Below are 25,362 nucleotides of genomic sequence, written 5' to 3'. Positions count from 1 at the left end.
GAGACTGATCATATGGCAATTGCAAATGAGACAGAGGTTATTGTAGGAGAGCAAATGGAATGGGGGTTAATGCCTGACCATATTCATTTGTATCACAGGGAAATCGTATCTGCGGCGCAAGCAGATAAGCTGGGAATCCGTTCGAGCTCGATTCTTTGGGAGAAAATCGGTGTCGGCGGGCAAGTGCTGCCCCATTACCACGACGTCGCTGAGATCATTTATATTTCCGTTGGAAAAGTAAAGCTGCTATGCAACGGCGAGTGGAAAAGCTACAAAGCAGGCGATACGTTTCATGTACCAGCAGGGGTCATTCATTCCGTAGCGAACGATGATGATCAGCCGTCTGAACAAATCAGCATTTTCCTCCCGGTGGAGGAGAACGTGCCTGCCAACTCGTTTTTCAATACAACTCTCGTGGAAGATGTTTATTCCATTAAGAAATAGAATAGCGGGGTAACGCCATGGCGACTAACAATCAGGCAAGCTTCACATGCGGAGACATATTGCTAATACCCGACTTCAAAGAAGCAGTCGTACTAGCCGGTGCCGGCGGCATGCATCGGAGCATTAACCGGGTCAATGTCATGGAAGTGCCTGATGTCATCGATTGGGTGAGACCGGGGGAATTTCTCATTACGAGCGGTTTCCCGTTCCGGGATCAACCGGAGGCAATAGCGGACATTATTCCGCAGCTGGTTGAAAAAGGTGTTGCCGCGCTTGGTATTAAGACGAAGCGGTTTATTGAGGAGATTCCAAAGCGGGCGCTTGAGCTGGCGGACCGGCTTGCTTTTCCCGTGTTCGAGCTTCCGGCTACGACCGTGTTCTCGGATGTTGTCCGCGACATTATGGAGCGAGTGCTGGTGACCGAGGTGAGGGAGCTTTCATTGCTGCAAAGCCGCTTCCAAAAGCTGTCCCAGCAGCTCCTATATGGCAATGGGATTGAAGAGTTTTTGCAAACGCTGGATGGCATGCTGAATAATCCGATCGTGCTGCTGGACGATTCGGATCAGCTGTTTCTATCCCCGCAGGCAGGTCGGCTGGAGCAAGCGGCGAATGTTGAGCTCTGGTCGCATCTGCGGATGGAGACAAATCTTGGCGTCAGCTTTATATCTTTAGGTGACCGTCGTATCCGGGTATACGTCTCTGAGGTGAATGATAAGCAGCATGAAAAGTGCTTGCTTATTTTGCTGGAATGGAATCAGGAACATTCCATCGTCGATCAATTGACGATAGATCGGGTCGGCATTCTCGTCGGTTTGGAAATGATTAATGCAAACGCTCGGAGAGAGGTTGAATTAAAATATATCGATCAGTTTCTTCAGGATTGGATCTCTGGGCGGATCGTAGCGATGGAGGATTTGAAACTCAGGGCAGAAGCATCAGGCAGCCAGTTAGAGGATCAGCAGCAGCTCTTCGTAGCGCTTGTGCGCTGGCTGAATGGAAAACCTGCAGTTAAGCAGCTGCAGCAGGTAGTCAAAAGGCTTCGGTCCAAGTCGCTTCGCGAAGGGCTGCAGGTTACGATTGCGGAGGGAGAATTGATCTTTCTTATTCCGATTTCCGCGCAGTTATCGAAACAGACGGCACTTGACCGGGTTGCGGCAGACCTGAGATCGATTATTGGTTCTTCGAATGCGTTCTCGCTTTGTATCGGTAATGTTGCCAGCCGGCCTGACCTGGTGTCGGAAAGCTACGAAGAAGCTAAAAAAATTCATCACATCAGCACGATCTGCAACTATGAAGAGCCCTTTGTGGATATTAAACGGCTTGGAGCTTTTCAACTGTTATATCACCTGCCGTATTCTGAGGCAGTTACTGACTATCGGAATCAGTATATCGTTCCGTTGCTTGAATACGATCGAAAACATCAATCCCAGCTGTATGAAACGATCCGCGTTTATTTTAAATATAACCGAAATGTAAAAAAGACGTCTGCAGAGCTAATTACGCATTACAACACCGTTTCTTATCGGGTGGAAAGAGTATGCGAGCTGCTTGGTATTAACGTTGACGACGGCGACGATATTTTTCAACTGTATCTAGCAGTTAAGCTAAACGAGATGCGGCCGGTAGTGCTATGAGATAAAGGAGGCAGGTCATGAGTGAATCAGGCATTCCGTTCGAGCTGACCATCGAGCGGCTTCGAGACTTGTACGCAAGTGGTGCGCTTATGCCTGAGGCTGTTATTGCCGAAATTATGGAGCGCGTTCAGGCAGATGTAGACATGAATATTTGGATTACGCCACCGGCAATGGATAATATCCAGCCCTATTTGGACCGGCTTAAGGGGATGGACCCGGAAAGCTATCCGTTATGGGGTATTCCGTTTGCAGTTAAAGATAATATCGATGTGGCACAAATCCCGACGACGGCTGCATGCCCTGCATTTGCCTATACGCCGCAAGAGCATGCAACTGTTGTGCAACGAATGATAGATGCAGGGGCGATTCCGCTTGGCAAAACGAATCTGGATCAGTTTGCGACCGGACTCGTTGGTGTCCGCAGCCCGTATGGCGAGACGCATAATGCGCTACGTCCCGAGCTGATTAGCGGTGGCTCCAGTTCAGGCTCTGCGGTCGCCGTTGCGCGCGGTCACGCAGCTTTTGCCTTTGGGACAGATACCGCCGGCTCCGGCCGGGTTCCGGCAGCGCTGAATAATCTGGTCGGCTATAAGCCGAGCCTTGGGGCATGGCCGATCAAAGGCGTTGTTCCGGCTTGCGCCAGCCTCGATTGTGTTAATGTATTTGCCCATTCCCTTTCGGATGCACTAGTTGTAGATGAGCTTGCACGTGGTGTCGATGAGACTGATCCATGGTCACGCAGCATAGAGGGTAAGGCGTCGAAGCTCCCGCACAAAGTTTTATTGCCAAGCGTCAAGCCACAGTTCTATGGACCTTATGCGGCAGAGTATGAAGAAGCTTGGGATGCAGCAGTTGAGAAGATAACAAAGCTTGAAGTCGCTGTCGAATATATCGATTATGACGTATTCTTCCGGGTTGCGGCGTTGTTATATGATGGGCCGTGGGTCGCGGAGCGCTGGGCGAGCTTGGAGCCGTTTGTGACGGCTAATCCCGGAATGACGTATGAGACGACAGAGCAGATTTTAAGGTCGGGAGCTTCTGAAAAGCAAAGCGCAGCTTCTGTATTTAAAGCTATGCACCAATTGCAACAGTACAAGCTTGATACAAAGAAACTGCTTGAGCAGGCTGTAATGGTGATGCCAACCTGCGGAGGCACATGGACGCGCGAGCAGGTGGGGGCCGATCCGATACGTACAAACTCGGATATGGGACGTTACACGAATCATTGTAATTTGCTTGATTTATGTGCAGTTGCAATTCCCGCAGGCTTTGCCGATGAGAAGCTTCCGTTTGGCCTTACACTGTTCGCGCTTGCCGAAGAGGAGGCACTCATCGCAGGTGCTGCGGAGCTATTTCTTACGGGAGAATTTGTGCAGGCAGCGCCAGAGCAAGCAATGGTTTCTGTTGCTGTATGCGGACTTCATATGCGCGGATTTCCGCTGGAAAAGCAAATGCTGGAGCATAGCGCCCATTTTGTTCGTGAGGCGTCTACTGCCGCAAAATATCAAATGGTGAGATTGCCGACCGTTCCGGCTAAACCTGGTTTGATCAAAAAGGGGCGAGGCGGGCATTCCATTCAACTGGAAGTATGGGAAATGCCGAAGGCAGCTTTTGGTGCATTCACAGCCCTTATCCCATCACCGCTCGGGATCGGGAAGGTCGAGCTAGAGGATGGCACCGAAATTCCCGGATTTATTTGTGAAGGGTATGCGGAGCATACAGCCGAAGATATTACCGCTTCGGGCGGATGGCGTTATATAACTATTTAGAGCAAGGAAGGCTGCCGTCACATGATGACGGCAGCCTTGTTTTTTCTACCCAACAAACTTAGACATCGCTTGCTTCTCCATTTCGTCCCAATGGGGAGTAGCGACATTGGTTTGGCTTTTCAGCTTATTGAAGGACTCGAACAAAGCGGCAATTTCATGAAAAGAGCCATCTATCAATTTCATAAATGGTAATTTATGAATCATTTTTAGACCATAATAAACGATCTGCTTATGCTTTCGTACAAGGTTGACCTGACTAGCAGGTGTAATCGTGTAGTTCAGCTTTTCTAAAAGCTTGAATCCTTCGTCCATCATGTCTACTGCAAGCTTCAATCGTTTTTTGTCCCTCGATACTTGATTTAAATCGCCGTCGTTGAGAAAACTAACCGAGTTCAAGGCAACGATCGTAACGATATGGCTTTTAAGCCAAGCATCTATATCCTCATGATAAGCCAGTTTATATTTAACATTCTTAAATGCGTTCTCTAGGATAGGCTTTATGGAGATCTCCCCGTGTAAGCTGCCTAATACCATTTGCCCGCCCCCTCGGATGCAGATGATGCGTCCGCTTTCTTCCCGAAGTCCACCGCTAAGCTGAAAGCCATAAACGACGTTTTTCTTCATTTTTGCCTGAAGTATATCCTGCATCCCTAATGGATCTGCATTATTACCCACCATAACGATATTGGAAGACTGATTCTCAGCTAGAATAGGCAGAACGGTTGGGAAATCATTATATTTCATAACGACAAAAATAAGATCATAGAGATCATCGGCTGCAAGCTCACGAATGACGTTTACTTCATCAACCGTGTTGCGTCGCTGGAAGTAATGGCGAATGACAATCCCTTTCGTCTCCAACTGCTCAGCTCTTTTGCCTCTTGCCAGAACAGTAACCTCATTCCCGCCACGCACCAAAACATGAGCAAGATAGCTGCCTAGAACGCCAGCGCCGTAAACCAATATTCTCATCGCCTTATCTCCTTTATTCAACATTCGTTGTTTTTCGATCATGTATTGAATAAAATCAGAATAGCAGTCGCTTGAGCAGCCAGCAATCGCTAGATACATTGGTTTTGTTGGTTTTTCAACAGACTGTACAGGTTTGTTCAATAAAGGAGAGCTCTCTGTGGATAGAAGAATTAGAAAAAACCAATCCGCCATCATGAATGCATTAATGCAGCTGATCGCGGAGAAGGATTTCGAGAAAATAACGATTAATGAAATTGCGGAGCGGGCCGACGTTAATCGAGGCACTGTTTATTCACATTACTCGGATAAATACGATTTATTAGATAAGTGCATAGAGAATCAACTGATTCATTTGATGGAGAGCTGCTATTCCGCAGATGCGGCAGGCCCTTACCCAACGAAAGCACCGTTACTCCTTACGATCAAAGAAATTGAAAAGAATGCTCTAATGTATAAGACTTTGTTAAGCATTAAAGAGGTTCCGTCCTTCCGCGTTCATCTAAGCAGCATGATAAATAAGCAGATCATGGAGCATATGAAGGATAACGAATTAAGCTTAGATGAACTGGATAAATTGATATACGCGCAATTCATGAGTTCGGCAATTGTTGGGGTAATCGAATGGTGGTTCACCCAATCCATGCCTTGTTCTGCGGAAGAATTGACGGAACGGTTATGGTCTCTTCTAGAGATGAACCGGATGATTCTGAGCCCCTAACACTTGGAACGGCATTCCAATTCAATATATTGTTTTTTTATCGGACAGTTGTTCATTGGAAATCGAAGTTATTCACAAAGTTACACACATATCAACCATTACCTATATGGGATGTAATGTACTATTCACAATTATTATCCACATATCCACAGGCTTCATTATCCACAATAGGTGAAAAACAAGAGGAACAATATGTTGAATACCATGCTTTTTTTCAGCCCATTAAATATCACTTCCGCCTCCAAAAGAAAGCGTGTACAATTAGTTGCAACTAATTGGAGCGACTAGTAACGGGATAACGGGAGGACCGCTATGAAGGCAAAAAGGCTATTTTTTCCGATGAGGCTGAAGTTCGTTATTCTATTATGCGGTTCATTACAGCACCTTTCCTGATCAGCGGCATTATGACCTATTATCATTCTTGGATTGAGGGAGATGGAGCTTATGATATCCCTTACCGGAGCCTTCTTCCGAAGCAGATCGAGAACTTATTGGTAGGGGGAAGATGCATCTCCACCTCTCATGAAGCACTGGGTACAACCCGCTTGTCCCCAAGCTGTATGGCTACGGGACAGGCGGCAGGAACCGCAGCGGCAATGGCTTTCCAGCAAGACATTACCCCGCGGGATGTCAGCATCCCAGCACTTCAAGCAAGACTTAGAGAGCAAGGCGCCATACTTAACTAATAATAAGCTTTATAATTTAAAAACCCGGAATCTCGCGTAATGGCGAAGTTCCGGGTTTTTTTCATGAATAGGCTTAACCTTCAAAATTCAATTTCTCCCTGATGAGAAGGGCTGCCCCAGTTGCTACGGCATCCTCTCTTAGAGCTCCCTTGGAGAAGAGTGGTGTGTACTCTGGGTAGTAATAAGTATTTTGCAGGGCAGTTTCAATAGCTGTTTGATAGAACTGTTCATGAGAACTGATCATGGTCCCGCCTAAAATGATGGTTTCGGGATGAAAGGTGTTAATCAGATTGGCTAATCCAATACCAAGATGCTTTGCTGCTGTTAGAAACAGCTCAAGCACATGCGAATTGCCATGAGATAACTCTCTTAATAATTCGTCGTACGGAATAACTTCTGATTCGCCGCGGTACGCGGATTTCATCCCTTCTTCTTTTAATCTCTCATCGGTCAGGGCTTTCTTCTCAAGCGCTAGGAGAGAGGCAAAAGCTTCAAGAGYGCCGCTATTGCCACTTTCCTGCAGTCTTGGTCCATCCGCTTGTATGATCATTTGACCAATAGACCCTTCCATATCGACGGAACCATGAATGATGCGTCCGTGAGACATCATGGCAGACCGCAGACTGACACCAACGTGTACATAGAGCATATGCTGAAGCTTTTCCTGGCGTAAAGCCCAATGTTCCCCGATAAGTGCCGTATTGGCCCCGTTATCCAAAGAAGCTGGAATGCCGCACGCATCCTCAATCATTTGGCAAATAGGAACATTAATCCAGCCTTGAGCACGGAAGTGCAGCGGCTTTAAGATCACACCTCCGGTTCGGTCGAGTGGGCCAACTGCGCCGATGCCAATTCCGATAATTTGCTTGTGTGATAAATCATGATCCTTGAGCAACGCGTTGATCTGCTGAGCCGTATGTGTGACGAACCTTTCGGGTGTCATGTCCTCGTCCATCCGCCACCTGACAAATGACTTTGCATTCATCTGCATATCGAATAAGCCAAGTGAGGAGTAAAACCGTGATATCTCAATGCCAATGATATAGCCATAATCCGGATTAATCTCGAATAATATCGGTTTTCTGCCGCCAGTTGAAGAGCCACGGCCAGATTCTCTAATGATCCCATCGGAAGCCAGCTCTTCCAGCAAACGATTCATGGAGCTGGTCTTGATCGAGAAGAACGATAAAAGATTGGCTTTCGAAACAATGCCCCGATTGGCGATATATTGATAAAGCATTTTTTTGGACGTTGCTTTAGCGTGAGGAGTTTCCATTTCATTATCCCAACTTAACCTATTGAATTTGATAGATTCTATATAGCCATCTTAGCGTAAGCCATAACGAGTTACAACTGATAAAGCAGGCATTTTGCAAGATAAGAACAACCAATGATGATCATAAAAACGTTTGATAATGAAAATTAGGCAAACTTTCTTCCAAATTGGAAAAAAGCATGTATAATGAGGGTAGTGATGGTGGTACGGCTAGGGGGAAATACAATGGTAAACGAAAAAATGTGGATGTTAGTCCGGATGTTTTTAGTATTCCTACGCATTGGTCCATCTACGTTTGGCGGCGGTTACGCAATGATTCCGGTTATCGAAAAAGAAATTGTTACGAAGCGGGGCTGGTTACCGCAGTCCGAAATGGGGAACTTGATTACGATCGCGGGATCGGCTCCGGGCGGAGTCGGCATTAATGCCGCTGCTTTTATTGGATATCGGGTAGGGGGTATTCCTGGCGCCGTTGCGGCTGTAATGGGAATAACGATGCCCACGTTCATCATTGTCTGTGTGCTGAGTCTGTTCTATTCGTTATTTGAGCATCAGGTGAAGGTGGCCGCAGCTCTTAAAGGAATACATGGCGCTGTTATCGCCTTAATTATTCTTGCCGCTTACAAGATGGCAAAAACCGCTTTGTTTGATTGGACCACGAAGGCTGTATTCGCTGCCGCGCTTTTATTGCTGCTGTTTACCTCTGTGGACCAGTTAATTGTAATGTTAGGCGGAATCGGAATTGGGATTGTTGCCGTAGTGACCAAAGAAAGACGGGGTCATAAAGCAAAGACCGAGAAGGGTGAAGAGACGAAGGATGCTCATGGGCTAAGCTACCCTGAATACTATATTTAAGTAATGGAGGGATTAGTAATGGCATCCCTGTTTGAAATCTTTCTTGTTTTTATCAAAATCGGGATTGTATCTTTTGGCGGTGGTTATTCTGTCCTCTCCTTGATGGAGAAAGAGACGAGCGCTCATAGCTGGCTGGCGGACGGGAAGTTCCAGGAACTTGTCTCTGTTGCAGGGACGGCACCGGGGCCGATTGCAACGAATGCAGCTACACTCATCGGATACGAAGCGAATGGTCTTAGTGGAGCGATAGCGGCAACCCTTGGCATTGTATTGCCTTCGCTGCTCATAATCATTCTTGTTGCTGCGATAAGCTTCAGATTATTTGACAATAAGATAGTAAAGTCATCTCTCTATGGACTTCGCCCTGTAATTACAGGGGTAATCGCGTATTCGGCCATACATTTCGGGTTCTTATCCCATCAATCCTCCCTTTTGACTTGGCAGACGGTAGCTACTCTGATTATTTGTGCAGGAGCATTGCTTGCGGTTATCAAATATAAGCTGCATCCTATTATGGTGATTCTCGCTTCGGGAGTTGCTGGAATTGTATTATTTTAATAATTAGAAATGGCTGTTCCCAATAAGGGGGCAGCCATTTGTCATGTATGCAGGAATAATTTTTTTGCAACCTTCCAAGTATTGGGAGCGTATGGAGGATATATCATTAGTTAAGGAGTGAAATATTTATGAGTGAAAAAGGTTGTATCAAATGCGGAAGCCAGGATGCAAGGACAAAAGAAGTAGCGATGACCGGCACAGGTCTATCCAAGATGTTTGATATTCAGCACAATCAATTTCTCGTTGTATACTGCGCAAACTGCGGGTATTCGGAATTTTACAATAAAGAAGCGTCGGCGGGCTCGAACATTCTTGATTTCTTTTTCGGTTGAGAGGTTGGCGGGCAATGGAGGGCAACATGGAGAAGGTACTACAAGATATTGCAGACTGGATAAGCGGTGAAAATCGAAGAATCATTATTGGGATTTCGGGTCACGGTGCCTCTGGGAAAACGACGTTTGCCCACAATCTTATGAAGCTTCTAGGGCAAACTGCTGTGAACTATATCAATACCGACCCTTATATTATTGGCTCTCATCTTAGGAAGTACGCGTTTATCGACTTCGAATATAACAATGAACATTATCATGATAAAATGACGGCTTGCCATCCTGCTGCTCATCAGCATTTCGCTTTAGAGAGAGACATTCATATGATAAGAGATGGACTGGATCTCTATACAATCGGTACGAATTTTACCAAGAGCACGTTAATATCCTCACAAAACAAGATAAATATTGTGGAGGGTATGAGCGTTGCTTTTACCGATCCTAATCTGTACGATCTAAAAATTTACTTATATACGGATGGTGAAACGGAGCTGGCACGAAGGGGCATACGCGATGTTTCTGAAAGAGGAACTGATATGAGCTATCTAAGGAAATCTCATGCACAGCGTAGAGCTCAATATGATTTATTTATGCATCCTTATCATCAGAATTTCGATATCGTGATAAAAAATTCGAATGAAGATTATATCCTTGAGAATATAAATAAAGGTTAAATACGAGCAAGGAAGAGAGGAGGGCCGTACACATGGAAACGTTTGGAAGAGGGTGTCTCTGGCTCATTCTTGGCGCTGTAGGTCTGCTGGTGCTCGCCTTTATTACCCAGAGTTCGTTTCATATTCCCTGGTTCATATTTATCCTAATTGTGATTCTTGTCTTTTGGATGGCTTCAAAGAAAAGTAAAAAATAAATCAGTAGTACTAATGCAGGGAGCCAATCCGTTAATGGATTGGCTCCCTTTGTTCTCAGGTGTATAGGTGTACAAGCTTTCCAATTAAGCTGTTTACTTTTTCCATGACTTGGTATATGATCGAGTTAATAAATGAATGAATCGTTCATTCATTACAAAGGAGCACTGACAATGGAAACGAAAAGCTGGTCAGTAAAAGGTAAATACGTCATCATAACGGGGGCAACTAGTGGAATCGGTCTAGCTGCGGCAAAAGAGCTTGCGAAGCGAGGAGCCATTTTGGGAATTATCGCCCGCAACCCAGCGAAGGCGGAAGCGACAGTGGCGGTATTAAAGGCGGTGGCAGAAGATGCTAGGGTGGATGTTTTCCATGCCGATATGACTTCGCAGCAGTCCATTCACGATGTGGCGAAGGCCATTCAGAACAGCTGGCCGAGGCTGGATGTTCTGATCAATAATGCAGGCGCAATGTTCGTTAAGTATCTGACTACCGAAGATGGGATCGAGATGACGTGGGCGGTTAACCATCTGGCTCCTTTCCTGCTGACTAAGCTGCTGATGAACAAGTTAGAGGAAAGCGGCAATGGACGCATTATTACGACCGCCTCCCATGGGCACAAGATGGCGAGAAACGGTATCGGATTCGATGACCTGAACGGCCGGAAAAACTATCGCTTTCCGCATCTCTTGATGGGTGGCCCCAATTACCGTTATGGTGAAACCAAGCTTGCCAATATCATGTTCACAGCAGAATTAGGAAGGCGATTGGAGGGTACCGGTGTTTCTGCGGCCTGCTTCGACCCAGGACTTGTGGCGACGAACTTCAATCAGGACAACGGTGCTTTGGCTCGCATGACGATGTCGGTCATGAAGCGGTTTTCGCGTACACCGGAGAAAGGGGCCGAGACATTGGTATGGCTCGCAGACTCTGATGAAATGTCTTTATCAAGCGGGTCTTATTACAAAGATATGCAGCGCATCGTTCCTTCCAATCAGGCACAGGCTCCGGTCGCTGCGAAACGGTTATGGGAAATGAGTGAGAATCAACTATAATATTGGTATAAAGAAGCCGATCGGAAAGGAAGAAACGTCAATGAAGCAAGTACAGGATCAGAAGGCAGAAGCTGCAGCTGATGACCGAAGGGAACGTATTAAGAAAGCAGCTTTGAAAGTTTTCGCTAAGCGGGGGCTGCAGGCAACAAAGATGAGTATGATTGCTGAAGAAGCCGGCGTCAGCCAAGGATTGTCTTACCGGTATTTTAGCTCTAAAGAAGAGCTCTTCTCAATCCTTGTGCAAGAAGCACTCGACGAAGCGGAGACATCCTTGGCGGATGTCTCGCGGCTGCCGGGTTCGCCAAAGGAGCGATTAAGAGCATTCACGTTGACCATGCTGGATGAAAGCCACAAGAGCTACTTCATGCTTCTGCGATACGCACAAATCGAGGAAGATGTGCCGGAGCAGACGAAGCAAATCTTAGCGAGCCATTCTCCCGACCGGACAATCGGGCAACTGGTCCCATTGTTCCAGCAAGGACAGCAGGCAGGCGAGTTCAGTGAAGGTCAGCCGGATAAGCTGCTGTTCTTCTACTTGTCTGTCATAACCGGACTGATGTTACAAGATGTTCCCGGTATCCATAGCGATTGGCAGAACGATGTAGATCGGTTAATGAAGCTGATTTTGAAGTGAAAGGTTGGTCATCTTGAATAACATCATCAAGAAAAGATATTATGTAGCCTTTCTAATTTTGCTGTGTCTTGGATTTTCAATGAAGTATATGAATAAGTATCATATTGATAATGACAACATATCCATTCAATCAAGTTTGAAAGATGAGCTAAACAGAGGGTCTGTGGATGAACTCAACCCTAAACTTAAAGAGACTGTACGATTAGGAGAGTCTAGTTCCTACATTGCTTTATTTCAGCTCGAAAATAATGAAATAGGCTATTCGCAAATGATTAAAGGGTTAAACGGAAAGTTTAAGTTTGAACGAGCAGGATCTGGCACTAATATAGTATCCTATGAAAACATTCATACGAATAAAGGTGACTATGGAATATTGGTTGGTCACAATCCAGATCAAAAAATCAACCATATCTTAGCAAAGCTAATTAATGAAGAATTCGAGTTTAATGCAGATGTTTCTAAAGATCGATTATTCGTGAAGTACGAGAAGCTGCCAAGTAAGCTGAAAGATGCTTCCCCTGCTGAGTTAACGTTTTATGATGAGAATAATAAAGTCATTCAATAATGAATTGGATATATAACAATGGCTGCCCCCAAACCTGGGAGCAGCCATTTATTCGTTCATCACTACCAGCCGAAATCGAGCGTTTTCCCCGTCTCCGTGTACGTCTTGATGTTGCTGAGCATCATCCACCAGTGTTCCTTGGCATTAGCAAAAGAAGGGTGGTCTAACGTCCATTGATCATTGAGAAGTGTAAGCTTGGTGCATGTGCCTACCGTCTCCAGAGCGAAGGTCACTCGTGACTCAAGCTCGGCATGGTTCTCCCTATAAGATGGACCCGGATGTTCTAGATAGCTCAGCACTTTACCCGGATCAGCTTGAAGGATGGTGCCGTATACGTGTACGGTATCAGCGCCGTCATTACCGGGACCGATATATTCGAAGGAAGCTCCCGACTCTAAGGTCGAGTTTAATACGGTGCCAAAGAAGGTGCTCCGAGTGCCCTCCGGGCTGACAATTGTCTGCCAGACCTGCTCGGGAGTGGCGTTGATATAAAATTCATACTTTAGTTCCATGCTTGCTTTTCCTCCTTAAATTCGCTTGTTCTTTTTTACATATTTGTCAGGCTTGCTCTAGGTTGTATGGTAAACTCATTATAAATCTAGCTTTTTGAACCGTATTGTAAAAACGCGACAGGGCGGTGCCCTTGAATATGGGTTCTTCAGGACTGGAGTGAAAAAATGAATCAACCACAAGCTCGTCCCAGTATGGGTGTTTTGGGACTTCATGGAGCCGGAGACCGATTCCGACTGGAGCGTTACTCGGCGTCGGATGCACTGTCCCCTTTTATTAAGCATTACTGGATCGTTCAGTGGAATCTGGATGGAGATGCTCCCTATCATCAGCATGTTGTGCCTAATCCTTGTGCCAATCTGGTGGTTGAAAAGGACAAGACCTTGTTTTACGGACCTGGCAAAGAGCGGTTTTCCTACCTGCTTGAGGGAAGCGGGATTGTCTTCGGCGTCAAGTTTCAGCCGGGAGGGCTGTATCCCTTTGTAAACAGGGAGCTGTCCGAGTTGACGGGCAAACCGCTCGAGGTTGAGGCTATATTTGGGATCAAAGGCTCTGTATTGGAAGAGCTTGTGTTAGTCCAGCCAGATGATTTGCAGAAGATTCAGGTGATGGAACGTTTATTTCTTGCTAAGCTGCCGCTCTATGACGACAATATTACGCTGGTGAACCAGGTTATTGATTTTATAGCTGATACTCGGGAAATATCCAAGGTAGAACAGGTTGCCCTCAAGTTCGATATGAACATCCGGCGGCTTCAGCGTCTGTTCTCCAAATACGTTGGTGTTAACCCAAAATCGGTCATCCGATTGTTCCGGCTGCAGAATGCAGCAGAGGCGATGGATCTTGGACAGATGCAGGATCTAGTCTGGTTGTCTGCAGAGCTTGGGTATCATGATCAGGCGCATTTCAGCAAAGACTTCAAGGCAGTAATAGGCAAGTCGCCGGAGCAGTATTTGGCGGGGATGCTTAGGGATGATTCATGAATGAAGTTTCAAGATTAGAGCTGCCTAATCAAAATATTGCATTTATTTAAATGCAGCAGTTGCACAATCCTTTGACCGGGTATAAAATAAGCCGATGGAAAAAATATGAAGGGGTGAGAATATGAGAAGAAAACGGTGGAAAGACGTTCAGTCAGCTGTAACAACTCATATTTTCATTTCATTTAAACACTAAAGCATTTATTGCTTTAGTGTTTTTTATTTGACGGAGGTGTGGAGCTTGGTCAGGTATAGAAGAGTTCTTATTAAGCTAAGTGGCGGGGCTGTTGCGGGGAATTCGGAGTTTGGTTTCGAGCCGGAACGATTGGATCATATTGCAAATGAGATTATGTCCGTGGTGAATTTAGGTGTTGAGGTAACGCTGGTTATTGGCGGAGGCAACATCTTCCGTGGCAATATGGCGGAAAGCTGGGGGATAGACAGAGCGGAGGCTGACAACATAGGGACGCTCGCTACGGTAATTAACAGCTTGATGCTTCGTGGCGTTCTTAAAGCCAAGACCAATAAAGAAGTTCGTGTCATGACAGCAATACCCACTACATCAGTTGCAGAGCCTTATATCCGACTAAGGGCGATTCATCATCTGGAAAAGGGCTACATTGTTATTTTTGCAGGAGGCAACGGGCAGCCCTACGTGACAACAGACTACCCTTCCGTTCAAAGGGCAATTGAGGTGAATTGTGAAGCACTGTTAGTCGCTAAGCAAGGTGTTGACGGTGTTCTTAATGCAGATCCTAGGACCAACCAAGAGGTGAGAAAATTCAAATCGCTTCACTACAATGATGTTCTGAATCATAACTTGAAGGTCATGGATCAGTCTGCTTTTATACTAGCCAGAGACTACAACCTTCCGATGCATGTGTTTAACTTTGATAAGCCGGGGTCTATGAAAGAGATCTGTGAAGGGATAAATAACGGAACGATCATTAGTGGAGAATCGGCATTAGAATTGGAATGAATGGATTGTATATAAATACTACGTAACGTATAATTATTCATTATATGTCGCGGAGGTATTTTTCATGAAAGTATTTGTAGATGGCCAATATGGAACAACGGGATTAAAGATACATGAAAGACTTATTGCGCGAAAAGATATCGAGCTGCTATCCATTTCGGAGGAGCATAAAAAGAATCCTGAGATAAGAGTTAAGCTAATGAATGAAGCGGATATTGTGTTCTTTTGTTTGCCTGACGAGGCTGCACGAGAGGCTCTGACACTTATTACGAATCCGAATACCCGTGTTATTGATAGCAGTACGGCATTTCGTACTAATGATGCGTGGACGTATGGCTTGCCGGAATTATCTGCGTTCCAAAGAGAGAAAATCGCCAATGCTAGCCGTGTGTCTGTGCCAGGCTGTCATGCTACAGCATTTGTGCTGGCGGTTCAGCCCCTTGTTGAGAAGGGAATCCTGCCGCGAGACTATCCAGTCAGCTCCCACTCTTTAACGGGTTATAGCGGTGGGGGCAAGGCATTAATTGAACAACATGAGACAGCGAGCTTTGGAGATGGGAACAATAGCAGCCTGAAGCATCCACAGCACTACAGTCTAAACCTTAATCATAAGCATCTGCCCGAGATGAAAAAATTTACGGATCTAGCGTTCGAGCCTGTATTTCTTCCGACGGTTTGCGATTTCTATAATGGAATGGTTGTAACGGTTCCTCTGGTTACCCGTCAGCTTAATAATCAGCCTAGCCTTAAAGAAATACATACTGTTCTCACTAACTATTATCAAGGAGAAACATTCGTAAGGGTTGTCCCACTTGAGGATACAAAAGGATTTTCCCAACATGCTCTTGACCCGACACTCTGCAACGGGACCAATGCTGCTGAAATTTTTGTCCTGGGGAATGACGAGCAAGTGCTCCTGGCATGCAGACTAGACAATCTTGGAAAAGGATCGTCAGGAGCAGCCATTCAATGTATGAACATCATGTTGGGACTTGATGAGGGAGTTGGGCTTTGTTCAATTCTAGGACATTGCTAGAGGATTGAAAAATAGTCCAGACAAGTTGTGTGCCATAATCATATGTTGAATTAATAGGGGGGTGGAATTATGGGTGAACAAGGGCAAACGGGATTAACGGGATTAACGGGACTGACAGGTCCTCAAGGCCCCCCTGGACCACAAGGCATACAAGGACTTACTGGACTTACTGGTCTGACGGGAGCAACGGGGTTAACCGGCCCTACTGGTTTGACTGGCCCTGCTGGTCCTCCGGGTCCTTCGCAATTGTTAATCAATCAGACGGCATTTGTCGATCCCACATATGGAAATAATGCAACCGCCGTACTCGACGATGAAACGAAGCCATGGCAGACAGCAGCCGCGGCAGTGGCGGTTGCTCCTGCAGGTACGAGGATCGTTGTACGTCCTGGATTATATACGGAGACGAATTTGGCTAAAGACGGAATCATGTGGGAATTTGAGAAGGGCGCTGTTGTAACAGCTGTAGGGAATTTATTTGATGATCTAGGGGCTGCGATTAATTTTGATGTGATTGGATCGGGGCAGTTTCTAACCAATGAAGCAACAGCTGCCGGCAGTTCCATTCTTAGAAGCACAGGCGCGAGCACAATCCATTTTGCTTGTGAATCTATGAGTGATACGGTGGGCAATACAATCAATCTCTCGGGAGGCGGCAATTACAACGTCGACGTCCAGGAGAGTATAACGAACGGCTTCATCGGAGGTTCCGCGCTTATAATTTCAAGCGGAACCTTGTTTATGACTGCTTTTGAAATTACGAATAATACCGACGGGACTGATGATCTCGTCCTATTTACGGGAACAGAAATGATTAGCGTAAATCTTGAGGTCCAGATGCTTACTAGTGGGGGCAGAGCTGTTTTGGTGGACAACAGCGCTTCTGCTCAATCGACGGTCATCACTATGCGAACACGAATTATTCAGGCAAATTTCGGGTTAATTTTAGATGTTACTCCTATTTTCGCCGGTAACTTCATCAGCTACTCCATAGGTTTGGTTGGCGGTTCTCAAGGGGTATCTATCCAGGGCGGTTTGGTTAGCTTGAATTCTTATATACTGGTAGTCGCTAATTCCCCGGCTCCAGCACTTTTATTGGGTGGCACTACAATCTTTACAGGCAGTTTTGATCGTATATTTAGTCAAGATAGTTGTATTTTAATGCAAAACGGAGAAGCCGTTATTCAAGCCAAATCTTTGAACACCTTTATGACGGCAAGCACAGCTATCGATCTCCAAAATGGGCAAATGCGGTTGCAGGCGGATCTTATTTCCAGCCAAGCAGGCTGCATTCAAGTAACCGGAGGCAACCATAAGTTAACGGTCATGCAGATGTCTACAAATGGATCAACAGTCCCTGCTGTTCGCGTGGCCAACAATGGCTTCTTATTTATGAATTTTCAGGAAATTTTCGGCTCAGTCAACGGTCTTATTACGGTCGACAGCGGCGGTAATTTGAACATGATCGGAGATCGAATTACCACAAACCCTAACGGTGGCGGATTACTCACAGCTTTGTTGATCATGGATGGTCAAGTCGATGCTAACGTAAATGTGATCTCTGCATTTGGAACCTGCATTCATCTTTCAGGCGGCCTCAATCCTAACCTGCGATGCTACGTGGACGCATTGGTTAGCAATATAGACCCCGTATTTATAGGCACAAGTGTTATTCTTCAAGAAACAGGAAATGCCAACATTCGATTTAATCGAATGGATGCTTCATTTTCATCACAGATGATACAAGTAACAAACGGAAATATGGACATCGAAGGAGAGCTGATTTCCAATACGTTTACTCCCTCTACGGGAATTGTGGTTTCGGGAGGAACCTTTAACGGCAACATTAATAGAATCCTGATGGGCACCCGTGCATTGGAGGCGAGCTCTGGCCTCGTTACACTCACTTTTGGTGAGATTATGGTGTTTCAGCCTATCGTTGAGCGTATAATTGTAAATCTCAGAGATAATGTTATAGCCCAAGTTAATGGTGCTGTTATTCAAGGTGGTACAGACTATACCGGTATTTTGGTTTCAGATTCAGCTTCCATCGAGGCGCATATCAATGAAATAAGAGTTGGGGGGACATGCTTTCAATATCATTCAACAGCAGTTTCCAACCTTTTCTTCGATCGGATTTCCGTTCTTGGCGGTGTAACGATACCGGACACAGCAGCTATATTCGCAACTACAGGTACTTTGAGAGTAAAAGGAAGCCGAATTGAAAATGAAACCGGACTTAGCACTGGAATTGGTATTCTCCTTACAACTGAAGCCAACTTTATTGCGGATATTGATTTTATTCGCTCTTCGAACAATGGACTACGTACCTCCAGCACAGGTAGAGTTCAATTATATTCCGATGAGGTGGAATCGGATGTAGAAACGATTAATATAAACAATCTACCTATTGGTAACAATGCGGATTACACGTTCAAAGGTTTATACCGGACCTTTTCCTCAACCATCATAATCGACAGCCCGGAACCACCTGCCGTACTACGCTTAATCAATACCACGCTTATTAGCAATTTTTTTCCTTCCATATCCTCTACAGTTCCAGCATTAGTCAAAAATTACGGCATTCTTACTGCCACCATTCCTGCGGACGCTAATGTATCTTTTCTGTTCCCAGGTTCCGTAAATATTGATCCCTCAGTTAATTGAATTTACTAACGCATAGGTACGTTCATAGCCTTCTTTAGAAATTTTGTTGACCGGATTGCGAAAAACCTGTAAATTTTTGTTAAGTGCACTTTGAGGCATGAACTTACTCAAAGGTAAGGGGATGATTTAGTAATGATTCATCAGCTTGAATGTCCGGTGGAGACAATCATTCATGTTCTCGGCGGCAAATGGAAACCAATGATATTATGGCAATTGATACAATCCAATAAGCGATTTAACGATCTGGAAAAGCTTATACCTGATGTATCGCAAAAAATGCTTTCACAACATCTGCGGGACCTGGAACGAGAGGGCATAATCGATAGAACGGTCTACCCCACCGTCCCTCCAAAAGTAGAATACTCTCTTAGCGAATATGGCAAAACATTGATTCCTGTAGCAGAAGTCATGTGTGCTTGGGGAGAAAACCATAATAAACGGAAATATGAAGAATCTGCTTCTTAAAATAGGTTCCATTCATTTATAAACTTATTCAAGCGTTCCTAACAAAAGCTGCCATGGGATTTGACCTGGCAGCTTTTTTTTATTTACATTCAGCAATTCCTATCCCTTCCTGTTTAAAGCTTACCTTTAAGTAAGTACCCTACTTTAAAGTGGGTTCTTATCAAGATTTGGAAACGATGCTACGCTTAAGTCAATCCAAAGATGAAATATCGGGAGCATTTATAAAAGGAGGAAGAATGATGAAAATTATTGTTTTCGGAGCAACGGGAAATACAGGGAGAAGAGCGCTGGAGCAAGGGGGTAAAATGGGGCATGAAATGACAGCTTTCGTGCGAAACGTTGAGAAGTTTTATGAACAGCAAGGCGAGCGGTCCTTACATCATGTGAAGGTTGTCGTGGACGATATCCTAAACCCAGTAAGCGTCGGCGAGGCACTCTCGGAACAAGATGCCGTTATTATTGCTGCCGGCCATGCAGGTCAAGGAGATGAGTTCGTTCGTCTCGTCGATAACATTATAAGCCAATGTGAAATCAACCCTAATTTTTCCGGGAGAGTATGGGTAATGGGAGGTGCCGGTCTGCTGGATATTCCATATACGGACCTCATTGGCAACAATCTGCCCGGCTTCCCGCCCGCATATAAAGATCACAACCGTAATTTTGATCGACTCCTGCGGTCTAAGCTCGATTGGTCCATTATGTGCCCAGGAACGATGATCGATTCGATAGAGCCTCTGGCATCGGTTCATCTGCATGTGACAACAGAAACCTTGCCTCTATCCATTCCAAAGACGATTAAGGAATTTTCCGAGGCCGAAATAGCGGGTTACTTGTTCAGCCGGCTTCAGGAGCTGGATGTTGCTTATAATGATGTCGTGAAATGCATGCTGGACCATATCGAGCTCGAAGGACCTTTTAAGAGAAAAAGAGTCGGTCTCGCCTATCAAAGCGATTTCCGGTGAGCTAAGGAGCAAGAAGGGGATGATTAGTTTGTTTGGATGGCTTCTCGTTTTTCATGTATTGGCCTCAATCGCGTTAATCGGTCCCGCTGTCGTGGTACCCTTCATTCGAAGGACCGCTAGAACCGCCGACCAGTTGCGCTTTGCTTTTGATGTAACAAACAAGCTTGCCATCCTGCCTAAAATTGGCGGAACCGTCCTTATTATTACGGGGGTTTGGCTTATGATCATAACCAAGATGGGGTTGTCCCAAATGTGGTTAAATATATCGATCCTTTTATCGCTGCTCATGGTCGCTATAATCGAAGGATTGATCGGGCCGCGCATGAAAAAGATCATGGAGATTGTGGCTATAAGTCAAAGCAAAGGGGATGAATTACCCGCCGAACTTGGCCGATTGATGAAAAAGATCATACCGATCGAGACGGCGTCCCAGCTGCTGATGATTGCCATAATCGTGCTGATGGTCCTTAAGCCATTCTAAAAACAGCCTCACCGTTAGAATTCGCAATACAAATAGGTCTCAATAAAACAGCGGTTGTCTAGGACTTTGTTTTCTTGTCCATAGCTGCCGCTGTTTCTATTTTTACTTATTTTTTGATATCCGACCTAGTCTAAACCTGTCTTTTACTCATAACCATTCAGCTGTACGCCAGTTGCTCTATACGATATTTAACGTTTTCCTCGCAAAGCCCCCCGTGATAACAGATCACGCTTTGAATATCATAAGGAAGGAATTTTTTAATCGATGATTTTGCCAAAACCGCATCTACGCAATTGTCGGGTTCCACAAAACATCCGTTATCAATCATCATGGCGTCTCCAGCAATAAGAAGCTTGTGCTGCTTCAAGTAAAGGCTGATATGTCCGGGGGTATGACCCGGTGTATGAATGACTTCGATCCCGCCGAAGAGAGGGAGCTCCTCTTTGTCAGTTACTATTTGATCCACTTTTGCCGTCGGCGGCTGTTTCAATAAATGAAGGATTGCATCTCGTCTTTCAGAAGGCAGTTCGGCGGGGAGTGCAGCGCGAAACTGGTCGATGAATACGGGGGTAATCTTTAGATGAGGCCTCTCCCCCTGAATATAAGGTTTTTCCTCTTCGGTGGAGAGTACGTCGATCTTATGCGGGAAAGCGTTCAGAAGCTCCGTCAGTCCTCCGATATGGTCCAAATCATGGTGGGTTAAAATGATTTTTTTGAGATTATTAAAGGGGACTCCTGCTTGAGCCATGGCTTCTTGAAATAAGGGCAGCCGGAATGGAATTCCGACGTCGATCAAGACGGCCTCCTGATTATCCCAAATCAGCACGGGATGCAGCACTTCCTGTATGCCTCGAAAATTCGTATCGATATCAATCGTCTTTAAGTTCACTGTCGTTTTCATCTTCATCATCTCCTTTGCTCTAGCTTACGCTTGAACATTCATAACGTCTAATTTATTATAATAATAATTATCATGAATTAAACTAATGAATTGGGGGGATTACTTTGGAGCTTACTCAGCTCGATTATTTTCTTACGGTCGTTCGGTTTCAACATGTGACGAAGGCCTCCGAAGTTTTGGCGATTACGCAGCCGGCTTTGAGCCATTCTATATCCAAATTGGAGGAAGAGTTGGGGGTGCCGCTATTCGAACGAAGAGGGAGAAATATTCAGGTAACCCGTTATGGGCGAATGTTTGCTGAATCGGTGGAACGCGCGTTGTCCGAGTTGGAGAAGGGGAAGCAAGCGCTTGAAGAACAAGCTAATCCCGATTCCGGCGTTATCCGTGTCGCTTATCTGAATATACTTGGCGCAGAGCTCATACCCAAGCTTATTCGCGGGTTTCGTGAGCGGCACCCGAAGATCCGTTTCGAATTGGTACAGGGGAATCATACCTTCATCAGCGGGAATATGGAAAGCGGTGAAAGTGATCTTATGATTTCATCCGCCAGGCTTGAATCAGACGATTATGAATGGATACCGATGGTGAAGGCACCCTTGTATGTTGTGGTTTCTCCAACTCATCGACTTGCGCAGCAGGAGGCAGTCGAATTCATGGAATTGACCGGCGAACCGTTTATCGAAGTGAAACATTACTGCGGGCTTAAGTCGACACTGGAAAGCTGCTACAGCCAGGTTGGCTTTACACCGGCAGTTGCATACGAAGCGGAGGACTTGATGACAGTGGCAGGTTTTGTGGCTGCCGGACTCGGGTTATCGATTCTTCCCAAAACGAGCGGATTAATGCTGGAAGGTTTGGTGTGGCTGCCTATTAAAGATGAAGGAAGCATTTGTGAAATCGGCCTTGTGAAGAGACAGGATAGATTTCTGGCGCCAGCAGCGAAACGTTTTTCGGAGTATGTGAAGGCAGTCTTTCTCTGAATTTAAAGGAACAAAAAGACAGCTAATCTGATGATTAGCTGCCGTTTCGGGTCGTCTCACATTAATGGTGTATCAAACACGTCGTTGAATTCTTCCGCCAACACGTCGACCGGGACTGTCTGCTCTTCGTCTGGCCTGTCTAGCGGATGAATTCTAGCCGTACCAGCTCCCAGGTTGACATGTTCAATAAACACAGGAACACCAAAGTACGACACGATTATCACATCCGGAGATTCGGCAATCTCCTTCGCTCTGTACGCTTCCACGTTGTCATCACCTCTTGTAAAGTGTTTACAGAGGCCTTGTTGTTTATCCAAGTGCGCGGATAAGTTGATAAATGGCTATGAACGGTTATTAGACTGGAAAGATATTGAACTACATGATTTTATCCAAACGCTGAGGCGGTTCAATGGATTTCGTTGTTAAGATGGAATTTGCAAAAATCATTAGGTGTAAGTAGAGGTGAGGGGACATGTTGCACACAGGATCAGTTATTGCGCTCTTAATGATTCAAAACGTTTATATTTTAATGATGAAACCAGAATATCGATCAAAGCTAATTGGATTTAATTTAGTTGCAGGAACCATGTCGATCTTTATGGCTATTATTTATTATTGGAATTCTTATAGACCAAGGACAGGTCCAGTTGGAAATGGTCCAAATCATGATTTGATTTGGACGAATTTTCTTGTCATGACCATAACCGGAGGATGCTTTATCCTTGTTGGTATTCTCGGCTTTGTCATCACAAGAAAAGTCCATTCCATACCAAAAGGCTATTATTTAGGAGCCGTTATAACAGTACTTCTAATAAGTCTATTAGGCCCATTAATAACAAATCATAAAGACACTTACATATCAGCAGAAGAAGCTGAAAGTATAGCGCTTAATCAAGCTAGAGTGGATGGCTATAACGATGTGACGATTTGGAACCTGTTTGATGCGGAGACAAGTACGGCAAATATATTTTCCACAGAAAAAAACAAAGCTATTAAGGTGTGGAAGGTATATCTGGATGCTGCCGGGCATCCAGACAATCTGAATACTCCCACAATTATTTATTACATCGATCTTAAAGATGGTTCAATCGTGTCGAGTGTAAAGAGTTAGCTGAATGAGGTATGATTAAAGGGTTCCTGTTGTTATAAGCATTCGAAGATAAGAAGGTGATGTCTATGCTGGCCATTTTAATTCTGATTGGTGCCATTGCAGTGATCGTTATTGCGGCGATGCTCGTCCTGCGCTTTAACCCCGTGTTTGGGGGCAGGCCTTGTGAGGATACACAAGCACGTATGCACCGTTCCTCCCATTATGAGAGAGGAAAGTTTGTAAATATGATACCGACTTCGATGCAAATGTCGACGCGCGACAGTCTTTTGGTCCTTAGGGAGTTCGTCTTCGGGAAGCCAGGCAGTAAGCCGGAGAAGACAGTAGCGATTAAGTCGATTAATCCTAGATCATTGCAACAACAGGGAGATCCCGGTGCTAAGGTCACTTGGTTCGGGCATTCAGCGCTGCTCCTAGAGCTGGATGGAAAGCGGTTGCTGCTGGATCCAATGTTCGGACGCGCACCGTCTCCCTTTCCGTGGATCGGAGGGAAGCGATTCAGCGACAAACTGCCGATCGACATTGAGAGTCTGCCTGCTATTGATGCCGTTATATTTTCTCATGATCACTACGATCATTTGGATTACGGCTCGGTGAAACGATTGAAGGACAAGGTTGGCCGGTTTTTCGTACCGCTTGGCGTAGCTGCTCATCTCGAGCGCTGGGGCGTTGCCGCTGATAGGATTGAGGAGTTCAATTGGTGGGAAGAAATCGTCTGGGAAGGGATTGTATTGGCCTCTACACCAGCACGTCACTTTTCTGGAAGAGGGCTGACGGACCGCAATAGTACCCTATGGTGCTCATGGGTCATTCTTGGCAGAGAAGCGCGGATATTTTTCAGCGGAGACAGCGGTTATGGGCCGCACTTCCAACAGATCGGGGACAAATATGGGCCATTCGATCTCACACTGATGGAATGTGGGCAGTACGATGAGCGTTGGCAGGCCATCCACATGCTGCCAGAAGAGACGGTGCAGGCGCATCTCGATGTGAAAGGGAAGGTTATGATCCCCATTCATTGGGGAGCTTTCAAGCTGGCGCTCCATGATTGGCGTGATCCGGTGGAGCGTGCCGTGAAGTCGGCCAGAGAGCGGAGCACCAAGATCGCCACTCCGCGAATCGGAGAGCCCGTCATAATAGGAGCTGAGCCATATCCCTCTATTGCTTGGTGGCGCGAGTAGAGCAGGCAGCTGATCATTCTGATCGGCTGCCTTTTTCATTTATAGAAAAATGGGTAATTATATTCTAGGAAGCAAACACTAGCGCAAGGAAAGAGAGGGATTACGAATAATGAAAGAGCTTTATAAGACAAGTGTTAAGGCGGTTGGAGGCCGTAACGGCAGGCTGGAATCGGATGATGGCCAGCTTGCTATTAATGTGCTGCACCCGAAGGAGCTGGGAGGGCCGGGAGGGGCGACCAATCCGGAGCAGCTGTTTGCTGGAGGATTTGCGGCATGCTTTGAGAGCGCGCTGAATCTTGTGTGCAGGGAAAGGAAAGTCAAACCGGACAGTACGTCAGTGACCGCTCATGTGACACTTGGCAAAGATGAAGAAGATCACTTCAAACTTGCTGTTACACTCGACATTTCCTTGGCCGGTGTGGAACAAGGTCAGGCTCGGGAGCTTGCAGAAGCAGCACATGAGGTGTGCCCGTACTCGAGGGCGACACGTGGCAATATTGATGTTCAATTAAACGTGGTGTAACCACTATCTTGATGATTAAAGCCCATCCGACAGCAAGATCGGATGGGCATTTTCATGACTGCATATTCATCTAATACTCAATAGCTTACCTTCTGAGTTTTTAGCGCACGGTATAGTTAACTTGGTTAACAAGTAGTCGAGTCCGACAGTGAGATAAAACAACCTCGAGACAGTTTAAGGTCCTCGGAGGACCTTAAACTGTCTCGAGGTTGTGATAACGACGCACTT

The 25,362-nt window shown here is 45.6% G+C and carries 29 protein-coding genes; 24 read left to right on the top strand and 5 right to left on the bottom strand.

Going from position 1 to position 25,362, the window contains the following annotated elements; all coding sequences use genetic code 11:
* Window positions 1–12 precede the first annotated feature (12 nt).
* Genes AB4Y93_RS12790 through atzF form a run of 3 tightly spaced genes read left to right on the top strand, consistent with a single transcriptional unit; the run spans window position 13 to window position 3,847 of the window.
* Window positions 13–444 carry a cupin domain-containing protein gene (locus tag AB4Y93_RS12790; RefSeq protein WP_441892451.1) on the top strand — a complete coding sequence of 144 codons (432 nt, stop codon included), beginning with the start codon at window positions 13–15 and terminating at the stop codon, window positions 442–444.
* A gap of 17 nt (window positions 445–461) precedes the next feature.
* Window positions 462–2,078: a PucR family transcriptional regulator gene (locus AB4Y93_RS12785; protein WP_441892449.1), complete on the top strand. Its 1,617-nt coding sequence runs from the start codon at window positions 462–464 to the stop codon at window positions 2,076–2,078.
* 17 nt (window positions 2,079–2,095) lie between these two features.
* Window positions 2,096–3,847 carry an allophanate hydrolase gene (gene atzF, locus AB4Y93_RS12780; protein ID WP_441892447.1) on the top strand — a complete coding sequence of 584 codons (1,752 nt, stop codon included), beginning with the start codon at window positions 2,096–2,098 and terminating at the stop codon, window positions 3,845–3,847.
* A 45-nt stretch (window positions 3,848–3,892) separates the two neighbouring features.
* Here atzF and AB4Y93_RS12775 read toward each other — a convergent pair whose 3' ends face one another.
* Window positions 3,893–4,819: a ketopantoate reductase family protein gene (locus AB4Y93_RS12775; protein WP_441892445.1), complete on the bottom strand. Its 927-nt coding sequence runs from the start codon at window positions 4,817–4,819 to the stop codon at window positions 3,893–3,895.
* 157 nt (window positions 4,820–4,976) lie between these two features.
* On the opposite strand from AB4Y93_RS12775, the gene AB4Y93_RS12770 reads away from it, so the two are divergent.
* Together AB4Y93_RS12770 and AB4Y93_RS12765 are read left to right on the top strand one after the other, a co-directional pair.
* Window positions 4,977–5,537: a TetR/AcrR family transcriptional regulator gene (locus tag AB4Y93_RS12770; RefSeq protein ID WP_441892443.1), complete on the top strand. Its 561-nt coding sequence runs from the start codon at window positions 4,977–4,979 to the stop codon at window positions 5,535–5,537.
* A 365-nt stretch (window positions 5,538–5,902) separates the two neighbouring features.
* A complete protein-coding gene (locus tag AB4Y93_RS12765) occupies window positions 5,903–6,223 on the top strand; it encodes an FAD-dependent oxidoreductase (RefSeq protein ID WP_441892441.1) in 321 nt (106 codons plus the stop codon).
* 73 nt (window positions 6,224–6,296) lie between these two features.
* Here AB4Y93_RS12765 and AB4Y93_RS12760 read toward each other — a convergent pair whose 3' ends face one another.
* Entirely contained in the window at window positions 6,297–7,499 is a 1,203-nt protein-coding gene (locus AB4Y93_RS12760; RefSeq protein ID WP_441892439.1) for an ROK family protein, read from the bottom strand.
* A gap of 225 nt (window positions 7,500–7,724) precedes the next feature.
* Between AB4Y93_RS12760 and AB4Y93_RS12755 the strand changes: the two genes are divergently transcribed.
* The 8 genes from AB4Y93_RS12755 (at window position 7,725) to AB4Y93_RS12720 (ending at window position 12,361) form a co-directional block, all read left to right on the top strand.
* Window positions 7,725–8,354: a chromate transporter gene (locus AB4Y93_RS12755; protein ID WP_441892437.1), complete on the top strand. Its 630-nt coding sequence runs from the start codon at window positions 7,725–7,727 to the stop codon at window positions 8,352–8,354.
* 18 nt (window positions 8,355–8,372) lie between these two features.
* Entirely contained in the window at window positions 8,373–8,912 is a 540-nt protein-coding gene (locus AB4Y93_RS12750; protein WP_441892435.1) for a chromate transporter, read from the top strand.
* Between the two features lie 128 nt (window positions 8,913–9,040).
* Window positions 9,041–9,244, top strand: a complete 204-nt coding sequence (locus AB4Y93_RS12745; RefSeq protein ID WP_167279001.1) for a zinc ribbon domain-containing protein — start codon at window positions 9,041–9,043, stop codon at window positions 9,242–9,244.
* A gap of 26 nt (window positions 9,245–9,270) precedes the next feature.
* Window positions 9,271–9,915: a uridine kinase family protein gene (locus AB4Y93_RS12740; RefSeq protein WP_441892433.1), complete on the top strand. Its 645-nt coding sequence runs from the start codon at window positions 9,271–9,273 to the stop codon at window positions 9,913–9,915.
* Window positions 9,916–9,947: 32 nt separating this feature from the next.
* Entirely contained in the window at window positions 9,948–10,109 is a 162-nt protein-coding gene (locus AB4Y93_RS12735) for a hypothetical protein (RefSeq protein WP_441892431.1), read from the top strand.
* 171 nt (window positions 10,110–10,280) lie between these two features.
* Entirely contained in the window at window positions 10,281–11,162 is an 882-nt protein-coding gene (locus AB4Y93_RS12730; protein WP_441892429.1) for an SDR family oxidoreductase, read from the top strand.
* A 40-nt stretch (window positions 11,163–11,202) separates the two neighbouring features.
* A complete protein-coding gene (locus AB4Y93_RS12725) occupies window positions 11,203–11,796 on the top strand; it encodes a TetR/AcrR family transcriptional regulator (protein WP_441892427.1) in 594 nt (197 codons plus the stop codon).
* Window positions 11,797–11,809: 13 nt separating this feature from the next.
* Complete coding sequence (locus AB4Y93_RS12720) at window positions 11,810–12,361, top strand: hypothetical protein (RefSeq protein ID WP_441892425.1); 552 nt, start codon at window positions 11,810–11,812, stop codon at window positions 12,359–12,361.
* A 62-nt stretch (window positions 12,362–12,423) separates the two neighbouring features.
* On the opposite strand, the gene AB4Y93_RS12715 is transcribed toward AB4Y93_RS12720, so the two are convergent.
* Complete coding sequence (locus AB4Y93_RS12715; protein WP_441892423.1) at window positions 12,424–12,873, bottom strand: SRPBCC family protein; 450 nt, start codon at window positions 12,871–12,873, stop codon at window positions 12,424–12,426.
* 165 nt (window positions 12,874–13,038) lie between these two features.
* On the opposite strand from AB4Y93_RS12715, the gene AB4Y93_RS12710 reads away from it, so the two are divergent.
* The 7 genes from AB4Y93_RS12710 to AB4Y93_RS12680 all read left to right on the top strand — a co-directional run bounded on the left by AB4Y93_RS12710 (window position 13,039) and on the right by AB4Y93_RS12680 (window position 20,441).
* Window positions 13,039–13,854, top strand: a complete 816-nt coding sequence (locus AB4Y93_RS12710) for a DUF6597 domain-containing transcriptional factor (RefSeq protein WP_441892421.1) — start codon at window positions 13,039–13,041, stop codon at window positions 13,852–13,854.
* A 238-nt stretch (window positions 13,855–14,092) separates the two neighbouring features.
* On the top strand, window positions 14,093–14,830 hold the full coding sequence (pyrH, locus tag AB4Y93_RS12705; protein WP_441892419.1) for a UMP kinase: 738 nt from the start codon (window positions 14,093–14,095) through the stop codon (window positions 14,828–14,830).
* A gap of 64 nt (window positions 14,831–14,894) precedes the next feature.
* Window positions 14,895–15,866 carry an N-acetyl-gamma-glutamyl-phosphate reductase gene (argC, locus tag AB4Y93_RS12700; protein WP_441892417.1) on the top strand — a complete coding sequence of 324 codons (972 nt, stop codon included), beginning with the start codon at window positions 14,895–14,897 and terminating at the stop codon, window positions 15,864–15,866.
* Between the two features lie 69 nt (window positions 15,867–15,935).
* Entirely contained in the window at window positions 15,936–18,533 is a 2,598-nt protein-coding gene (locus AB4Y93_RS12695) for a hypothetical protein (protein WP_441892415.1), read from the top strand.
* Window positions 18,534–18,665: 132 nt separating this feature from the next.
* The gene (locus AB4Y93_RS12690; RefSeq protein WP_028552076.1) at window positions 18,666–18,998 is read left to right on the top strand and encodes a winged helix-turn-helix transcriptional regulator; all 333 of its coding nucleotides are present in this window, start codon (window positions 18,666–18,668) and stop codon (window positions 18,996–18,998) included.
* 239 nt (window positions 18,999–19,237) lie between these two features.
* Window positions 19,238–19,960, top strand: a complete 723-nt coding sequence (locus tag AB4Y93_RS12685) for an NAD(P)-dependent oxidoreductase (protein WP_441892413.1) — start codon at window positions 19,238–19,240, stop codon at window positions 19,958–19,960.
* A 19-nt stretch (window positions 19,961–19,979) separates the two neighbouring features.
* Complete coding sequence (locus AB4Y93_RS12680; RefSeq protein WP_441892411.1) at window positions 19,980–20,441, top strand: DUF2269 family protein; 462 nt, start codon at window positions 19,980–19,982, stop codon at window positions 20,439–20,441.
* A gap of 157 nt (window positions 20,442–20,598) precedes the next feature.
* Here AB4Y93_RS12680 and AB4Y93_RS12675 read toward each other — a convergent pair whose 3' ends face one another.
* Complete coding sequence (locus tag AB4Y93_RS12675) at window positions 20,599–21,342, bottom strand: MBL fold metallo-hydrolase (RefSeq protein WP_441892409.1); 744 nt, start codon at window positions 21,340–21,342, stop codon at window positions 20,599–20,601.
* A gap of 104 nt (window positions 21,343–21,446) precedes the next feature.
* On the opposite strand from AB4Y93_RS12675, the gene AB4Y93_RS12670 reads away from it, so the two are divergent.
* The gene (locus tag AB4Y93_RS12670) at window positions 21,447–22,322 is read left to right on the top strand and encodes a LysR family transcriptional regulator (RefSeq protein ID WP_441892407.1); all 876 of its coding nucleotides are present in this window, start codon (window positions 21,447–21,449) and stop codon (window positions 22,320–22,322) included.
* Between the two features lie 56 nt (window positions 22,323–22,378).
* Here the strand turns inward: AB4Y93_RS12670 and AB4Y93_RS12665 are convergent, their stop codons facing one another.
* Window positions 22,379–22,588, bottom strand: a complete 210-nt coding sequence (locus AB4Y93_RS12665) for an H-type small acid-soluble spore protein (protein ID WP_441892405.1) — start codon at window positions 22,586–22,588, stop codon at window positions 22,379–22,381.
* Window positions 22,589–22,794: 206 nt separating this feature from the next.
* Here AB4Y93_RS12665 and AB4Y93_RS12660 point away from each other — a divergent pair, with 206 nt between their 5' ends.
* From AB4Y93_RS12660 to AB4Y93_RS12650, 3 genes are all read left to right on the top strand, one after another.
* Window positions 22,795–23,433, top strand: a complete 639-nt coding sequence (locus AB4Y93_RS12660; RefSeq protein WP_441892403.1) for a hypothetical protein — start codon at window positions 22,795–22,797, stop codon at window positions 23,431–23,433.
* Window positions 23,434–23,498: 65 nt separating this feature from the next.
* The gene (locus AB4Y93_RS12655) at window positions 23,499–24,611 is read left to right on the top strand and encodes an MBL fold metallo-hydrolase (RefSeq protein WP_441892401.1); all 1,113 of its coding nucleotides are present in this window, start codon (window positions 23,499–23,501) and stop codon (window positions 24,609–24,611) included.
* A 109-nt stretch (window positions 24,612–24,720) separates the two neighbouring features.
* Window positions 24,721–25,134 carry an organic hydroperoxide resistance protein gene (locus tag AB4Y93_RS12650; RefSeq protein ID WP_441892399.1) on the top strand — a complete coding sequence of 138 codons (414 nt, stop codon included), beginning with the start codon at window positions 24,721–24,723 and terminating at the stop codon, window positions 25,132–25,134.
* Window positions 25,135–25,362: the final 228 nt, after the last annotated feature.

The sequence above is a fragment of the Paenibacillus sp. YAF4_2 genome (assembly GCF_052113225.1).
Lineage (GTDB): Bacteria > Bacillota > Bacilli > Paenibacillales > Paenibacillaceae > Pristimantibacillus.
The sequence above is the reverse complement of the archived record's forward strand: the minus strand, read 5'-3'. Positions and strand labels throughout refer to the sequence as shown.

Excerpts from the sequence above, each read along its gene's own strand:
- AB4Y93_RS12730 (WP_441892429.1), top strand. The coding sequence starts at position 10,281 with ATGGAAACGAAAAGCTGGTCAGTAAAAGGTAAATACGTCATCATAACG.
- AB4Y93_RS12655 (WP_441892401.1), top strand. The coding sequence starts at position 23,499 with ATGCTGGCCATTTTAATTCTGATTGGTGCCATTGCAGTGATCGTTATT.
- AB4Y93_RS12660 (WP_441892403.1), top strand. The coding sequence starts at position 22,795 with ATGTTGCACACAGGATCAGTTATTGCGCTCTTAATGATTCAAAACGTT.
- argC (WP_441892417.1), top strand. The coding sequence starts at position 14,895 with ATGAAAGTATTTGTAGATGGCCAATATGGAACAACGGGATTAAAGATA.
- AB4Y93_RS12785 (WP_441892449.1), top strand. The coding sequence starts at position 462 with ATGGCGACTAACAATCAGGCAAGCTTCACATGCGGAGACATATTGCTA.
- AB4Y93_RS12675 (WP_441892409.1), bottom strand. The coding sequence starts at position 21,342 with ATGAAAACGACAGTGAACTTAAAGACGATTGATATCGATACGAATTTT.
- atzF (WP_441892447.1), top strand. The coding sequence starts at position 2,096 with ATGAGTGAATCAGGCATTCCGTTCGAGCTGACCATCGAGCGGCTTCGA.
- AB4Y93_RS12745 (WP_167279001.1), top strand. The coding sequence starts at position 9,041 with ATGAGTGAAAAAGGTTGTATCAAATGCGGAAGCCAGGATGCAAGGACA.
- AB4Y93_RS12750 (WP_441892435.1), top strand. The coding sequence starts at position 8,373 with ATGGCATCCCTGTTTGAAATCTTTCTTGTTTTTATCAAAATCGGGATT.
- AB4Y93_RS12790 (WP_441892451.1), top strand. The coding sequence starts at position 13 with ATGGCAATTGCAAATGAGACAGAGGTTATTGTAGGAGAGCAAATGGAA.
- AB4Y93_RS12710 (WP_441892421.1), top strand. The coding sequence starts at position 13,039 with ATGAATCAACCACAAGCTCGTCCCAGTATGGGTGTTTTGGGACTTCAT.
- AB4Y93_RS12755 (WP_441892437.1), top strand. The coding sequence starts at position 7,725 with ATGGTAAACGAAAAAATGTGGATGTTAGTCCGGATGTTTTTAGTATTC.
- AB4Y93_RS12715 (WP_441892423.1), bottom strand. The coding sequence starts at position 12,873 with ATGGAACTAAAGTATGAATTTTATATCAACGCCACTCCCGAGCAGGTC.
- AB4Y93_RS12735 (WP_441892431.1), top strand. The coding sequence starts at position 9,948 with ATGGAAACGTTTGGAAGAGGGTGTCTCTGGCTCATTCTTGGCGCTGTA.
- AB4Y93_RS12695 (WP_441892415.1), top strand. The coding sequence starts at position 15,936 with ATGGGTGAACAAGGGCAAACGGGATTAACGGGATTAACGGGACTGACA.
- AB4Y93_RS12680 (WP_441892411.1), top strand. The coding sequence starts at position 19,980 with ATGATTAGTTTGTTTGGATGGCTTCTCGTTTTTCATGTATTGGCCTCA.
- AB4Y93_RS12740 (WP_441892433.1), top strand. The coding sequence starts at position 9,271 with ATGGAGAAGGTACTACAAGATATTGCAGACTGGATAAGCGGTGAAAAT.
- AB4Y93_RS12685 (WP_441892413.1), top strand. The coding sequence starts at position 19,238 with ATGAAAATTATTGTTTTCGGAGCAACGGGAAATACAGGGAGAAGAGCG.
- AB4Y93_RS12690 (WP_028552076.1), top strand. The coding sequence starts at position 18,666 with ATGATTCATCAGCTTGAATGTCCGGTGGAGACAATCATTCATGTTCTC.
- AB4Y93_RS12650 (WP_441892399.1), top strand. The coding sequence starts at position 24,721 with ATGAAAGAGCTTTATAAGACAAGTGTTAAGGCGGTTGGAGGCCGTAAC.
- AB4Y93_RS12725 (WP_441892427.1), top strand. The coding sequence starts at position 11,203 with ATGAAGCAAGTACAGGATCAGAAGGCAGAAGCTGCAGCTGATGACCGA.
- AB4Y93_RS12765 (WP_441892441.1), top strand. The coding sequence starts at position 5,903 with ATGCGGTTCATTACAGCACCTTTCCTGATCAGCGGCATTATGACCTAT.
- AB4Y93_RS12775 (WP_441892445.1), bottom strand. The coding sequence starts at position 4,819 with ATGAGAATATTGGTTTACGGCGCTGGCGTTCTAGGCAGCTATCTTGCT.